Annotated in this window: 13 protein-coding genes; 4 read left to right on the forward strand and 9 right to left on the reverse strand. The window is 59.7% G+C overall.

Annotation, left to right across the window (positions count from 1 at the left end; genetic code table 11):
* Window positions 1-140: 140 nt before the first annotated feature.
* Together ACFQDI_RS08615 and ACFQDI_RS08620 are read left to right on the forward strand one after the other, a co-directional pair.
* Window positions 141-3,065 (forward strand): protein kinase family protein, encoded by a 2,925-nt coding sequence (locus ACFQDI_RS08615; RefSeq protein WP_377165476.1) that lies wholly within the window; start codon window positions 141-143, stop codon window positions 3,063-3,065.
* Between the two features lie 27 nt (window positions 3,066-3,092).
* Entirely contained in the window at window positions 3,093-3,299 is a 207-nt protein-coding gene (locus ACFQDI_RS08620) for a transposase (protein WP_377165478.1), read from the forward strand.
* Window positions 3,300-3,389: 90 nt separating this feature from the next.
* On the opposite strand, the gene ACFQDI_RS08625 is transcribed toward ACFQDI_RS08620, so the two are convergent.
* The 3 genes from ACFQDI_RS08625 to thrH form a co-directional block, all read right to left on the reverse strand.
* Window positions 3,390-4,499 carry a glycoside hydrolase family 3 N-terminal domain-containing protein gene (locus ACFQDI_RS08625; protein WP_377165480.1) on the reverse strand — a complete coding sequence of 370 codons (1,110 nt, stop codon included), beginning with the start codon at window positions 4,497-4,499 and terminating at the stop codon, window positions 3,390-3,392.
* Between the two features lie 387 nt (window positions 4,500-4,886).
* Window positions 4,887-6,395, reverse strand: a complete 1,509-nt coding sequence (gene trpE, locus ACFQDI_RS08630) for an anthranilate synthase component I (protein ID WP_377165482.1) — start codon at window positions 6,393-6,395, stop codon at window positions 4,887-4,889.
* A gap of 58 nt (window positions 6,396-6,453) precedes the next feature.
* Window positions 6,454-7,077 (reverse strand): bifunctional phosphoserine phosphatase/homoserine phosphotransferase ThrH, encoded by a 624-nt coding sequence (gene thrH, locus ACFQDI_RS08635; protein WP_377165484.1) that lies wholly within the window; start codon window positions 7,075-7,077, stop codon window positions 6,454-6,456.
* A 100-nt stretch (window positions 7,078-7,177) separates the two neighbouring features.
* Between thrH and ACFQDI_RS08640 the strand changes: the two genes are divergently transcribed.
* On the forward strand, window positions 7,178-7,642 hold the full coding sequence (locus tag ACFQDI_RS08640; protein WP_377165486.1) for a pyridoxamine 5'-phosphate oxidase family protein: 465 nt from the start codon (window positions 7,178-7,180) through the stop codon (window positions 7,640-7,642).
* Between the two features lie 5 nt (window positions 7,643-7,647).
* Here ACFQDI_RS08640 and ACFQDI_RS08645 read toward each other — a convergent pair whose 3' ends face one another.
* Window positions 7,648-8,010, reverse strand: a complete 363-nt coding sequence (locus tag ACFQDI_RS08645; protein WP_377165488.1) for a YkgJ family cysteine cluster protein — start codon at window positions 8,008-8,010, stop codon at window positions 7,648-7,650.
* 90 nt (window positions 8,011-8,100) lie between these two features.
* Here ACFQDI_RS08645 and ACFQDI_RS08650 point away from each other — a divergent pair, with 90 nt between their 5' ends.
* Window positions 8,101-8,763 carry an urease accessory UreF family protein gene (locus ACFQDI_RS08650; RefSeq protein ID WP_377165490.1) on the forward strand — a complete coding sequence of 221 codons (663 nt, stop codon included), beginning with the start codon at window positions 8,101-8,103 and terminating at the stop codon, window positions 8,761-8,763.
* A gap of 14 nt (window positions 8,764-8,777) precedes the next feature.
* Here ACFQDI_RS08650 and ACFQDI_RS08655 read toward each other — a convergent pair whose 3' ends face one another.
* The 5 genes from ACFQDI_RS08655 to ACFQDI_RS08675 form a co-directional block, all read right to left on the reverse strand.
* On the reverse strand, window positions 8,778-10,871 hold the full coding sequence (locus ACFQDI_RS08655; RefSeq protein WP_377165492.1) for a TonB-dependent receptor plug domain-containing protein: 2,094 nt from the start codon (window positions 10,869-10,871) through the stop codon (window positions 8,778-8,780).
* A 235-nt stretch (window positions 10,872-11,106) separates the two neighbouring features.
* A complete protein-coding gene (locus tag ACFQDI_RS08660; protein WP_377165494.1) occupies window positions 11,107-11,883 on the reverse strand; it encodes an AsmA family protein in 777 nt (258 codons plus the stop codon).
* Window positions 11,884-11,994: 111 nt separating this feature from the next.
* Window positions 11,995-12,954, reverse strand: coding sequence for an acetyl-CoA carboxylase carboxyltransferase subunit alpha (locus ACFQDI_RS08665; RefSeq protein WP_377165496.1), 960 nt, complete (start codon window positions 12,952-12,954; stop codon window positions 11,995-11,997).
* Between the two features lie 32 nt (window positions 12,955-12,986).
* On the reverse strand, window positions 12,987-13,925 hold the full coding sequence (locus ACFQDI_RS08670) for a LysM peptidoglycan-binding domain-containing protein (protein WP_377165498.1): 939 nt from the start codon (window positions 13,923-13,925) through the stop codon (window positions 12,987-12,989).
* A 23-nt stretch (window positions 13,926-13,948) separates the two neighbouring features.
* A complete protein-coding gene (locus tag ACFQDI_RS08675; protein WP_377165500.1) occupies window positions 13,949-14,476 on the reverse strand; it encodes a hypothetical protein in 528 nt (175 codons plus the stop codon).
* Window positions 14,477-14,500: the final 24 nt, after the last annotated feature.

Below are 14,500 nucleotides of genomic sequence, written 5' to 3' on the forward strand. Positions count from 1 at the left end.
TTGTTAATAAAATCACTATATTTTTCACAATAGACTTTGCATTTTTGAGCCGCAACCCTTATAAATTAGAGTGTGCATATGAGGCTTTGTCCTGCTATTTCGAGTGGGCATGACTTCATACTGTAGTTCATTAACTTGTTATGATTGAAGAGCTTCAGCAATTTGGCAGCCTTTCTGTGGCACACCGCACCGGTGGTGCGCCGGTTGAGTTGGTGCGTTCCAAAGATGAGGTGGTTTTTCTGGCTTTCGACAATCGGATTCATCGACTGGTGGAACTTCATGTGCTGCGCGGCGGAAGCAGCCTGGATGCGGCGATGAAAAAGTCGGCCTTTGAACGTGCCCGGCAGGCTTCTGAGATCCGCGGGCATGCTTTCATGCGCATTCTGGAAGTGGGGGAGGACCAGGGGCTGGTCTATTACACGAGCAATCTGAATGATGGTGAGTTCGTCGAGCACTACACCCAGAGACGTGGCGCGGTGACGCCTGCGACTGCGCTGGCGTTGGTGTATCAGCTGCTGGATGACCTGCTGCAGTTGCAGGGATTTGAGCGCTTGGTTTCGCGCATGCACCTGGACCGCGTGCTTGTCACGACTCTGGAGGACACATTTTTGCAGCTCCGTGTGTTTGATTACGGGCTTTCGCAGATGGACGCGGGCACCGAGGTCCAGAGCGGCGGGCGGCTGGTGGTGGAGGCCAGCCGGCTGATTTTCCTGCTGCTCACGGGGCAGCCCTATGCCGGTGAAAATCCGGACCGGTTTCCTGCATTGACGCAGCTGCCGATGGGGCTGCGCACGGCCGTGAGGGGGGCTCTTACCGACCCGGTCAATGCGCCGACCTCGATCGAAAAGCTGCGTGATGATGTGCGCGAGGCCTTCAGCGCACTTTCGAGCAACATCAAGGCACGCAATTTCCGCAAGCACCTGGTGGTGAGCTCTTCGCTGCTGCCGCAGTCACAGCTTCAGGAACTGCTGCTGGAGGATGTGCCGGTCGAAACCATTCTGGGGACGCGCTTTCGTGTCGAGGATGTGGAGCATGCAAGACGCTACCCGTTTTCGATACCTGCGATCAACACAAAGCTCGGGCAGGAAGTCACGGTGCATCTGCTGCCGCCTTCGAGAATCGTGGACAAGTCCCGTTACGAAGCGGTGCCTTTGCAAATGTGGCGTTTCAATCCTGAACGGCACCCCAACATCCTGCGCTCCCTGAGCCTGTGGGAAAGCCCTGACTGGACTTTCCTGACAGAGGAACGCGAGCCCGGCTTTGCGCTCAGCCGGCTCATGGCGGAGCGCATTACGCTGAATCCTGCGGAGGTGACGGTGCTGATGAGGCAGATCCGCGCAGGGCTGGACCAGGCGGTGGAGTGCGGTGTGCAACGTGTGGACCTGCACCCCTCCAACATCCTGCTGCGAGTGGGCAAAAATGGCCCGCTGCTTTCACGTGAACTGGAAAGGCTGATGCAGAAACGTCTGGATGCGTGGCCTTCGTTTGTGGTGAAGCTGCGCCCGCACATGACCATGCGCAGCCTGTATGAACCGCTGCTGGTGGACATGGACCTTGCCGAAGGCCAGCTGGAGGAAGAACACCTGCAGAACCGTGACTTCCGCCACCGCTCCTTTGTGGCGCTTGCGGGCTACTTGCTGACTGGGGAGCGTCTGGGCGCAGGCGTGCCGATGTTTCCTGAAGCCATCCCTGAAGCCGCGGCCGCCTATGTGCGTGAGTGTCTGGAACTGACCCGTCGTGCGGGCAAGACTCCCAGCCCGGGGGATTTCATAGACAAGTTCGAAGGGCTGCTGTCTGCGCCAACGGTGGATCTTGCGACACGACTGCGTGGCGGCCGCACAGTGGCGCTGGAGGAAATGGAGAGCGTGGGATCCGTCTCTGACTTCGAAGATGACTGGAATACGAATGAGGCTGGAGGCCAGGCCTCGGCGCCGGAAGTCATCTCCCCCATCAGGCGCGGGATCAAAACGCATGACTTCAATACGCTGCTGCAGCCAAAGCGCAGCCTGCCCTGGGGAGCCATGGCTGCTGCCGCGGTCGTGGTGCTGGGCTTCGGCGCATGGATTTTCACGGGGAGCAAGAATGAGCCAGGTGTTGTTGCGCAGTCAGCGATGCCCGCCTCCGCCAAAGTCGAAGGATCTGCAGCAGATAAAGGCGACAGTGTGCCGCCGGTCGTGGCGAAGGTGAAGGCCATTGAGAGCCAACCTGCTGCTGTCCAAACTCAGGCCGTCAGGCCAGAAACTGCTCCTGTCTCAGCCAAGCCGGTGAAGGCTGTTGCAGTCATGAAACAGGCTGTGCCGAATCCTGCGCTGAAGCCTGCGCCAGCCGTAGCGGATGCGGCCCCCAGCCAGCCGGTGAAACCTGCGCTGGCTGAGGTGAAGGCTGAGCCGAATCCTTTGATGAAGCCTGCGCCTGCTGTCGCAGATACGGCGCCTAGCCAGCCGGTGAAACCTGTGCTGGCGGAGGTGAAAGCTGAGCCGAATCCTTTGATGAAGCCTGCGCCTGCTGTCGCAGATGCGGCACCTGGCCAGCCGGTGAAACCTGTGCTGGCGGAGGTGAAAGCTGAAACGAATCCTGTGGTGAAGCCTGCGCCTGCTGTCGCAGATGCGGCACCTAGCCAGCCGGTGAAACCTGCGCTGGCTGAGGTGAAAGCTGAAACGAATCCTGTGGTGAAGCCTGCGCCTGCTGTCGCAGATGCGGCCCCCAGCCTTCCGGTGAAACCTGTTTCGGCAGAGGTTAAGGCTGCGCCGAATTTAACAGTCAAGCCATCGTCGGCTGTTGTTGCCACTGCTTCAGAGGTTCCTGCGCCGTCTCCGAAGGCCCCTGCGGTAGGGGATAAAGTAAAGGCGATGGAAAAAGCAGTGGCCGAGAAGCCTGCAAGCACAGCCGTGAAAACGGTGGCTGCGACTGCAGAGACGCAGCTTGTGAATGCTCCCATCACCATTCGGCGTGCGATTCTTCCCTCCAAGGAAGAGATTGACCGCATGAAGCAAGGGCAGGTGGGAAACAGAACAGGGGAGCTTCCTTCGATTTACACAGCTTCACCGCTGAAGCCGAAACGCTAAGGACCGCTGTGAACTCAGCTTTCTGTTTTGCTGTCAAAGCGCTGGGCGGTGGAGCGCAGTTTTGGCTGGCCGGAACGCTCTAAACGTCTCTCAAGGGACTGCGAACGCCTGGCCTCGACTCTGACTGGCATGCACTGGCTGGCCTTCGCCGCTCTCTGCGCTCTTCTCTATTTGGCAAAAATGAACGACAGCCAAGGCGTTCTGCCACGCTGCTGTTCGACAAAAATTTTGTGATGGCGGCCTGATGTGAGGGCTCTCCCTCGTGAAGCACGGATGATCACAAGGGGAGCTTTGCATTTTGCAATGCGGTCAGACGCCAGTTCTTCAGTAAAGCTCCACTGGTGAGCGTTTGCCATCCTCGACGCTGAGATTCTTGGCTGCTTCCTCGCCGAGAGTGTCGACACGGAGCTGCCAGATGTCCCGGTTGATGGCTGCGAAGCGGTCGAGATCAAACTTATCAGGCTTTACGAGGCGCTTTTTGGTTTTCTCGATCCGTGTCAAGGCATCGTGAAGCGCTGGTGCTTCGACGCCTTCCAGATGCTGGCGGGCGAGTTCGACCATTTCGACGCGGTGGCAGATCATGACGAGGTCATTGCCGGCGCGAACGGCTTCCTGGATGGCCTGCTCAAAGGTGACTTCATTCAAAATGGCTCCCATGTCGAGGTCGTCGGTCATGGCCAGACCGTCGAAAGCGTATTGATGGCGGAGGAGCTTGGTCACGATGTTGTAGCTCAGGCTGGCCGGCCAGCGACCACGATCAGGATCGTAGGCGGTGTAGTTGCTATGGCAGGTCATCACGGAGTCGAGCTCGGGCAGCAGTGCGGAGTAGGGGAGGAGTTCGCTGCGCTCCATTTCTTCACGGCTTTTGGTGATGACAGGGAGGAACTCATGCGGATCACACTCGGCCGGGCCGTAGCCGGGGAAGTGCTTGCCGCAGCTGAGGATGCCTTCTGCGCGCATGGCGCGGTTGAAGATTCCGGCATTGTCGATGACCTGCTGCGGGTCGCGACCGTAGGTGCGGCCTTTGAGTGAGTTGTCTGCCGCGTCGTCGTACGAGATGTCGAGGACCGGGCAGAGATCGAGATTGAAACCGAAGAGGCGGAGGATCTGGCCGGTGAGCTTGCCGTGGCGCTTGATGAGGGCGGGGTCTCCTTTGTCACGCAGAGACTGGGCGTTTGGAGGTTCCTCTCCAATGAGGCGGAGGCGGGAGACTCGGCCTCCTTCCTGGTCGATGGTGATGAAAGGTTCGACGGTGGAGATGTCGCGCAGGTCATCGATGAGTTTGCGAAGCTGCGTGGGGGACTGGATGTTACGCCCGAACAAAATGAAGCCACCGGGCTGGAGTTTTTTAAGCCGAGCGGCGGTTTCCGGGGTGAGTTCGGCACCGGGAACACCCATGAGGAGAAGCTGGCCAAGGTCTTGTGAGGTAGGCATGGTGGAGATGTTCAGTTGATTAGTGGAAGGGCGAAAGTGACAGATGGGGTGTCAAGACTCGTTTTGCTAAAATTTTGAGAACAATTGTGGATTTTAGGCTCTCACAATTGCGACTCAGCGGTTTCTTTTTGCAAAAGAAGGGTGGGCAGGTTGACGGGAGGGACAAAACTTTTTAACATGGGCGTGTCTGTGAGGCAACTCGCAGGCCACGTTTGCAAGCTTCCTCAGCTAACGCATTTCGTGCCAATCGGTCCTCCATCGTTGTTGGTTGCTGGATCGCCAATGGAACCCCCCGGCTCCGCATGCCGGGGGGTTCTCTGTTTCTGAGTGATGCCGTCCGCGCATTGTGAGCAACTCTGTGATTAGCGTGTGAGCAACTCAATGAGCTCACGGATGGCTCAGCTGACGGGCCCATTGAATGGCCCGCAGCATGCCGGTGGCTTTGTTGATCGTTTCCTGGTACTCCGCAGCAGGGACAGAGTCTGCGACGACGCCAGCTCCCGCCTGTACATAAGCTTTGCCATCTTTGACGACGCAGGTGCGCAGGGCGATGCAGGAGTCGAGGTTGCCATCGAAGCCGAAGTAACCCACCGCGCCGGCATAAGCGCAGCGCTTGCTCTTCTCACACTCGTTGATGATCTCCATGGCGCGCACTTTGGGAGAGCCGCTGACAGTGCCGGCGGGAAAGGTGGCACGCATGACGTCGTAGGCGGTCTTGTCGTCGCGCAGGTGGCCGTCCACATTGGAGACGATGTGCATGACGTGAGAATAGCGTTCGATGATCATCAGGTCGCTGACACGGACGGTGCCATAGTCGGCGACACGTCCGACGTCATTGCGTGCGAGATCGACGAGCATGATGTGTTCGGCGCGTTCCTTGGGATCGTTGAGAAGCTCTTCGGCCAGCGCATTGTCCTCTGCGGTGGTCTTGCCCCTCCAGCGGGTGCCTGCGATGGGCCGGATGTCGATGCGGCCGTTCATGCACTTCACATGCACCTCAGGCGAGCTGCCGACGAGCGCAAAGCCCTGGGGGAAGTCGAGGCAGAACATGTAGGGGCTGGGGTTCACATGCCGCAGGGCGCGGAAGAGGTCCAGTGTGGAGCCGGTGTACTCCGTTTCGAAACGCTGGGAGGGCACGCCTTGGAAGATGTCCCCGGCGCCGATGTACTCCTTCATCTTGAGCACCATCGACTCGTATTCTTCCTGCGTGGTGTTGCTCACGGGCGGTGGCAGCTGCCCCACAGGTGCAAAAGTTTGCAGAGGCCTTGCGGCCAGCGGCTTCTCCAGCTTGGCGATGACCTCCGCAATCTGCTGGCGAGCCCAGTCATAGGCTTCTTCCAGCGTGGCATGCTCATCGGTGTGGACATTGGCCACGATGGAGAGGCGGCGGGTGCGGTGGTCAAACACCAGCACGGTGTCCGTGACCATGAAGACCATGTCTGGCAGGCCCAGCTCATCCTTGGGAGGGGGCGGCAGTGTCGGCTCGAAGAAGCGGACCATGTCATAGGCCAGGTAGCCGACGGCGCCGCCGTGGAAGACAGGCAGAGGCTGTGCTTCGAGCGGTGTGAAGGGCTTCATCAGCTCCTGCAGTTCTGTCAGAGGATCGCCCGCAGTGGTGTAGCTGCGCTTTTTGCCACGCTCCTCGATTTCGATTTCACGACCACGTGCGGTGAAGATGATGCGGGGGGAGCTGCCAAGCAGCGAGTAGCGGCCGGAGTGCTGGGTGAGCTCCGCAGACTCCAGCAGGAAAGCGCAGCGGCCGTCATGGATCTTTTGGAAAGCGGAGAGCGGGGTTTCGTAGTCGGCGGCGAGTTCCGCCATCACCGGTACGAGATTGCCCTGCTGCGCGAGCGTCTGGAAGGTGGCGAAGTCGGGCTGAAGATGGAGCTGTGGCATGCGGGGCGTGAAACGAGCGCGCATTCTGGACGCGGATTCGCATTGTGGCAATGGCGCTTCAAAGCACGGCGCGCATGGCGGCCAGGAGCTCGCCGTAGTCGTCGAAGGGCTTGAACTGCGGGAACTGCGTCTGGATGCTGGCCGGAGCGTGGAAGAAGAAGCCGACGTCTGCCTCGCCGAGCATGGTGGTGTCGTTGAAGGAGTCGCCGGCGGCGATCACGCGGTAGTTCAGCGCCTTGAAGGCGGCCACGGATTTCTGCTTTTGATTGGGCTGGCGCAGCTTGTAGTCCAGGATGCGGCCGTCTGGCGCGACGTCCAGCTGATGGCAGAAGATCGTGGGCCAGTCGAGCTGGCGCATGAGCGGCTGGGCAAACTCCGCGAAGGTGTCGCTGAGGATGATGACCTGGGTGGTGGAGCGCAGCTCATCCAGGAAGGCCTTGGCACCTTCCAGGGGAGAGAGGGTGCTGATCACCTGCTGGATGTCAGGAAGCTTGAGGCCGTGCTCATCGAGGATCTTGAGGCGGCTTTTCATGAGGACGTCGTAGTCGGGCTCGTCCCGGGTGGTGCGGCGGAGTTCGGGGATGCCGGTTTTCTCTGCAAAGGCGATCCAGATTTCGGGGACGAGAACGCCTTCGAGGTCGAGGGTGACGATGGTCTGCTGCTTCATGCGGAGGGATGTCATGCACGGGGCGCCGGTGCAGTAAAGCGGTGATCTGCAAAAAAGGCATGCTGAGAGGCAAGCGATGAGGAGAAGCAAAGAGGCATCTGGCGTTTGTTTAACCATGAAAATCGAAAATGAAGTCACTCGAGATGCCGCGCAGCTGGTGGCGAAGTGCCGCAGCGCCGTGCTGGCCACATCCGATGCCGAGGGGCATCCGCACTCTGCCTGGATGACCACGCAGGTGACCACGGACCTGGAAGAAATCATCTCGATCACGGCTCCGAATTCGCAGAAGGCCGCGATCCTGCGCGCGAATCCGCAGGCAGAGTGGATGTTTGCCTCCCCCTCCATGGAGACGATCGTGTATCTCTCCGGACACACGCGGCTGATCGAGGGCGACGCGGCGAAGCGCTACTGGGACCAGATGCCCGGAAAATCCAAGGCCTACTACCGCAAGTACTGCGAGACGGAGGACTATCACAAATTTGCCGTCATCCGCACGGATGTGAGCAAAGTCGTGCTGTGCAAGCCTTATGCTTACACCAAGTCCGTGCTGTGGGACAAGTCGGCGACGGCGGCCGCGTAGCAGGCTCAGCCAGCGGCCGGGCGGGGGGTCTCCACTGCTTCGCACTTCTCACGCCAGCCGGGGAAATTCCACGAATTGGGAAATCCTTCGCACTGAGCGGGCTTGACGGGCTGGATGCGGCATACGTTCACACCTTCCAGGAAAAGGCATTCGCCATTGGGCTTGTCGATGATGCTGAGGCCGGTGCGGTTGGCGTTCAGCCGTGTGCATTGTTCGACGAACTCGGCACGGGGCATTTCGAGGTATGCGGCGATGCTGGTGATCTCATCCTCTGTGACGCGTACATCTCCCGGCCAGCGGCAGCAGTTGCCGCAGCGCTGGCAGGCATACCAGGGGGCGGAGGTGTCAAGCGTGGAGGCGGTGTTCATGAAAAGTATTCTGTTCGCGCATTGCTGCGCGGGAGGCATATTTCGTGCGATGAACTGGTTCATGCAACGAAGGTTTGAACAACGCCGCCCATGGCAGCGGAGGGAGTGGCTGTCGAGATGAAGCTGCATCTGCTGCCGAGCATTACCCTGCTGCCCCCACCGCATGAGAAGGCGGATGACACGCAGATCATCGAAGACTGGGCCCGCGGTCTGGACTGGGTCAAATGGCTGCTGGGCAGCGTGCGCGCCCGTGTGGAGGTGCTGATGGTGGAGGAGCCTGCGGAGTGGGACCACTTTGCGCAACATCTGCTGCGCGAGGCTGTGGGGCCTGCGCTCAAAGCCGCCTGGCTGTGTGCGCGTGCGAACGATCTTGAAGGGCTTGCCGGCGCGGCGGAGCAGCTTTCAGCCCAGCTCCCAGCCGGGGCGTGCCAGCGCAGCCTGCAGGCCGGGGCTGTGCTGCTGAAATCGACCAAGCATGCCCGCTATCAGGGGGTGCTTGGCCGTTTGCGAGAGGCTGTGGACCAAGGCCGGTGCTGCAGCCATATTGCCGTCGTCTGGGCCACCGTAGGTCACTTTTTTCAGCTCAGTCTCACCAATGTGATCGCCGAGTATCTGCGGCTGGAGTGGGACATGGCCGCGCGAGACACCACCGCCCAGCTGCCGTATGCAGGAAAGTCCGGTATAGCCGGACTCACCAGCCAGGTGATGCGAGACACCACCACACAGGGGGAGCTGCGGGTGGTGGATGCATGAGAGCAGATGGCGGGTCAGAACTTCACGGTCACGCCCAGGTTTGCGCCGAAGCCTGGTTCGTTGGAGCCTGAACCATGGTAGCGGTAGGTTTGGTCCAGCAGGTTGTCGAGGGAGGCTGTCAGGATGAGGTTTTGGGTGACGGAGTAGCCGCCGCGCAGGGTGAGGACGCAGAATGAAGAGGTCCCATTTGGCGGGATTCTCTGGGTGTCGAGCTGGTCTGAGGTGTTCATGCGTCCCGCTTCGCCATAGGTCAGGCAGACAAATTCTGACCAGAAACGGCTGTCGGTGGTCTGCCAGCGCACGCCGGCATAGCCGACGAGAGGGGAGATTTTGCCCAGGGGCTCGCGGCGTTTCTGGGTCGTCGTGCCGATGAACTGATCCGCCTCACCTTCCACCCAGGCCACATGGCCAAAGACGCTCCAGTGCCTGTCGATCTGCCAGCGGGTGGAAAATTCAATGCCCTGCATGTAGCCGTCGCCGCCGTTGGCCTTGGTGTCCTGGAGCGGTACGGCGGTGGAGCGCCGGATGATCAGGTTGTCCAGCTTGGTGTAAAAGTAGCCAAAGGTGGCGGAGAGCGTTTCTGTGTGTGCCTTGAGGCCGATCTCGTAGGTCAGGTATTTTTCCGGGGAGAGGTCGGTGGCGGGTGTTTCTTTGCGTCCGGCGAGAGCGATGTCGAAGCGGGAAAGGTCGGAGAGATTGGGGGCACGGAAAGCCTGTGAAACACCGCCGTAGAGCGAGTAGCGGTCCTGCTCGTCGAGATCGACGACGAAGCGCAGGCTGCCTGAGAAGTTGTTCCAGCTGTTCTGATAGGACTGCTGTGCCAGCGTGATTGGATTTTGGAAGCTGCCGAGCCTGGCGGTGGCATGGGTGAAGCGTTCTCCGACGAAGATGTGCAGGCGGTCTCCGATCTCGATGGTGTCCTGGATGTGGACGCCGAGCAGACTGTAGGTGGAGTTGTCCGCCACGGCTCCCTGGTAAGGATTGTCCGTGGCGTGTGACTGCACAAAGTCCTCATAGAAGTCGACCCCATAAACAAGGGTGCCGATAGGGGAGTCGCTGGTGAACTGGAGGTCGGCCCCCAGGGTGCTGAGGTCCACTTTGTTGTAGGAGCGTGTGCCACCTCCGGTGACCCGGTATTGATTCTCTCCAGCCGTCTGCAGCGAAATGGTGAGGCTGGCGTCGTCGATCAAGCTGTTTAGGTCCTTGCCTGCCAGACGCACGTAGGAAAGGCTGCGCTCCTGGTCAAAGAGGCGCACGCGGTCAGTGCCCACGGCGGTGCCTTCAAAGGAGACCCCGGAGGTGGTGGAGTGTGTGCGCCACACATCATTCTGGCGCACCTGCTGATGGACGGCGGTGAAAGTCCACTGGTCATCCAGTGCCACATCCAGCCGCACATCAAAGGCCCATTGATCGTAACCAGTGTGTGGCTGCCGGCGTCCGCTGCCGTCCGTGACGTTGCCAAACTGGCTCAGGGTGACGCCTGCATGCAGGCCCCATTTCTGCCCCTCGCCAATGCTGGTTTCCAGATGCTCCACATTGCTGTGCTCTGCCGTGGAATAGCGGTAGTCTGCGCGGCCATGGGAGAAGAAGCCGCCTTCGGCTTCACTCAGATAGCCGGAGCCCTTGGTGAAGGCATTCACGGTGCCGCCGATGGCGTCGCTGCCATACTGCACGGATCCCTGGGAGGGCAGGACCTCCACCTTGTCGAGCCCGTATTGGTCGATGGTGTTCCAGTACTGGTTCGGCCCGTCGCGAAAGGTGGAGTTGTTGAAGCGGATGCCGTCCACCATCATCAGATTGCGGAAACCGGTGAAACCGCGGATGTAGGGGGAGCCCTGGCCGTTTGAAGTCTTCTGAATGGCCACGCCGGCGGTTTCTCTCAGGGCTTCGGGGAAGGTGCGAGTGAGGCGCTCCTCCATCTGCTTTTTGTCGAGGGTTTTTATCGCCGCAGGCACCTGGGAAAGCGGGGTGGCGCTACGTGTGGCGGTGATCACCACCTCGGGTATGTCGGTGGTCTTCTGGGGCTTTTGCTTCTTATTTACCTCATTTTCAGCGGCAAAGCTGGTGGTGGTGAGGGCGAGCAGAAAGGCGGGAAAGAAACGATGCATGGCGGTTGATAGGCGGAATGCCAATCAAGCATCGGTTGCTTCCTTGTCTCGGGATAGCGAGCGTGAATCGCTGAATGGTTAAGAATGGTGCGTTTGGGTGATGGGGTGGTCGAAAAATGTCCATCAATCCAAGCTGGGAGTTCCTCGCCGATGCGGCATCAGATGATGCGGACTGCTGAGCCTGCTTTTGATGTCACCGGCTGACCCACGGGCTACGGGGAGGCCTCTTGCCGCCTTATTTTCCGAACAGACCTTTCACACCTTCTTTCAGGCCGCCCGTGTTGAGCTTGGCAGCGCCGCCTTGCAGCATGTTTTTGAGTGCACCGCTGGCGCTGGCTTTCGCGGCCTCGGTATTCAGTTCGCGGAGGACGAGCGCTGTTAACTCTGCAGGAGTGATGCCTTCAGACCCGGAGCCGAGATTGGTGAGGCGGATCTCTGGCAGCGTGATTTTTGCGTCTGCGCCAGGGACGATCCCCGCTGCGCTGGCGCTGAGTCGGGCCCCCGTGATGAGCAGTTCGTTGATCTGCAGCTTGATGGTCTTTTTGTCCTTGCTGCCGGCTGGCGGAGCGGCGGCTGCCGGGGATGTGCCAGCGCCCGCCGGAGCGGTCTGCTGAGCGACAAAGCTTTTGGCATTGTCCGCTATGTGCTTGAGGTTTGTCCCGCCCAGACCGGCTTCGAGATTGATCTCCGGGTCGGTGATGCGGATGTGCTGGATCACGACTTTCTCCCTGCTGACGCTGTTGGTGTCCAGCGCGACCTCGGTGCGGCCAATGCGCATGGCATACGGGCCGGTGAAGCCTTTGGGATTGCCAATTTCGAAGCCTTCGATGATACCGCTGCCGGAGAAGGGGGAGAGTTTGACACTCTGCACAGACACGCTGGTCTGCACGACCGGGGGCGTCCCCTTTTCAATGCCGAAACGGACCAAGTTCCCGAGCTGGGACCAGCCAAACCACAGACCGGCACCAATGAGAAGCACGAGAACGATGACGATGCGGATGATCCATTTCATATGGTTGCCAGCATTCACAGGAGCTGCCGCCCTGTAAAGCATCAAAACACGTCAGTTAACCGGTGCGACCCAGCAAGCTGCTGCAAAGAAAACAGGATGGTGATATGGAGATCAGCCTTCGGTGAACTGACCGAGAGCGCGGAATTTCTGATAGCGCTGCTCCAGCAGCTGGGTGGTGGGAACGGCATTGAGCTCCTTGAGGGTGGCGAGCACGGCCTCTTTGAGCGCGCTTGCAGCAGCGAAATGGTCGTTGTGCGCACCTCCCAGGGGTTCGGGGATGATGCCGTCGATGATGCCGAGCTTGGAGAGATCCTGGGCGCTGAGCTTGAGTGCCGAAGCCGCTTCAGGAGCGTGTTCACGGTGTTTCCAAAGGATGGCGGCACAGCCTTCAGGACTGATGACGGAATAGTAGGCGTTTTCCATCATGAGCACCTTGTCTGCGATGCCGATGCCCAGAGCTCCTCCGCTGCCGCCTTCACCGATGACGATGGCGATGACAGGAGTGCGAAGGGTCATCATTTCGCGCAGGTTGAAGGCGATGGCCTCGGCGATGTTACGCTCTTCCGCACCGATACCCGGGAAAGCTCCCGGGGTGTCGATCAGGGTGACGATGGGCAGGCTGAACTTTTCTGCCATGCGCATGAGGCGGAGGGCTTTGCGATAGCCTTCGGGGTGGGCGCTGCCGAAGTTGCGCAGCAGGTTTTCCTTGGTGTCCCGGCCTTTCTGGTGGCCGAGGATGGCGACACGCTGGCCGCCGATGGTGGCAAAGCCTGCGGGCATGGCATTGTCATCGCCGATGTGGCGGTCTCCGTGAAGCTCGACGAACTCATCGCAGATGTGCTTCACGTAATCGAGCATGAAGGGACGGCCGATGTGGCGGGAAATCTGCACTCGCTGCCAGGGGGAGAGATTGGCGTGGATATCGCGCTGCAGGTTTTCGGCCTTGGCTTCAAGGTCGGCGATCTGCTGGGCCAGCTTGTCGCTGGGCTTGGCGGCGTGCTTTTTTCTGGCATCCTCGATCTCTTCGCGGATTTTGACGATGGGCTTTTCGAATTCCAAAACTTGTTTCATGGCGGTCTGTAGGGAGAAGGGGATGAGAGGGATTATCTCACGAGGCTCAACTTTGACCCTTTGCGAACGAGCGCAAAGAGTTCTTCGATGTCTTCGCGGGCGAGGAAAATGCCGGTCTCCGCAGCAGGGGAGGGGGCAGGGGGAGGCATGGCGGAGGGGGAAGCGGCTTTTTTTGAGTTTGGAGCTTTGGGCTCCTCCACGGGCTGTGCGCGTGCGACGGGGGGCGTGCGAATGATGATGCCGGTTTTTGTGGTGGCGAACCATTTCTCTGCGTCCACGTAGTTGGGGTCTGTGGAGAGCACGGGCTTGCCGTCAAAGATGGAGTTTTTTCCCGCGACGGTCATTTCCACCGGCAGCCGCATGCCAGGCGGGAGCCGAATGTCTTTTGCGTTATAGACTTTGAAGAGGTACTCTTTGTCTCCGACTTTGCGCAGCAGCATGAGCTGTTTTTTCGCGAAGCTGACGCCGAGGTGGAAATCCATCGGGATGATGGTGAGGTGATCGCCGGGGTGAAGATTGAAGCTCATCAAGCCGCTGGAGCGGATGATGGAGTCCACGGTGGTGTCGAACTTGGTGGCGATGAAATTCAGGGAATTGCCCGGCTGGACGATGTAGTCCTTTTTCCCCGCCGTGGAGTTGGCGGAGTAGAGCTGGTCCATGTTGATCTCCCCGATGATGCGCATGGCCTCAGGGCAGGTCTTGGAGTCCGGGAACTGCTGGCAGAGCTTGTAGAGAGCGTCGCGGCCTTCGTCGATTTTGCCCTGCTGGATGAGCTCGATCGCAGCTTCGAACCGACGGATGCCGGGGTCGATGCGAGGGCGGTCTGTGGCTTTCATGGAGGCGATGTCATGCTCCACCTGGCTCTCCTTGAGCAGGATGTTCATGTAAACCCAGTACCCCATCGCCAGCGTGCCCGCCACCAAGCCGACGGTGATGAGGAAAATCAGCAGTTTGATCTGGGTTTTTGCCATTGCGTGAGCCTACAAACGACCGCTCAACCCAGCAGGCCGCGGCGTTTGAAATCGAAGAGGTTGATGTTCTGGGACTTTTCGATCATCTCGACGGTGAATTTCAGAAGGCAGATCTCCCAGGTGTCGTCCACGCCCTGAATGACGGCCCGCATGGGATTGCCGGAGGTGCGGATGTTGTCCAGCAGCTTGCCGGTAACATGCTCCATGGGCTCATGGATGATCTGCTCGCTGATGTCTCCTTTGCGGAATTTGAAGCCGTATTTGAGGATGGCCAGCTTGTGGAGGTTTTCCCGCAGGAATTCGCCAAAACCGGCGGCTTCGGGGCCAAAGCCTTCGAAGTCAAACTGGCCGGGCATTTCCGGACGCAGGATGAGGGGCTTCTCGGCCTCGATGCGGCCTTCGCGCACGCGCACGGCGCCGACGGTGTCCATGAGTTCAGTGACGATCTGAAACTCGAAATGGGTGCTGCCGAAGGTGTCGATGCGGCGGTCCGGCTCATGGAGCACCTGGGTGTTTTCCAGGGCGTATTGAATGTCGAACTCGGTAGGCATGTCTTGGGGGTGGCGCAGACTAAG

It is taken from the genome of Prosthecobacter fluviatilis, from assembly GCF_042655725.1.
In the GTDB taxonomy this organism is placed as follows: Bacteria; Verrucomicrobiota; Verrucomicrobiia; order Verrucomicrobiales; family Verrucomicrobiaceae; genus Prosthecobacter; species Prosthecobacter fluviatilis.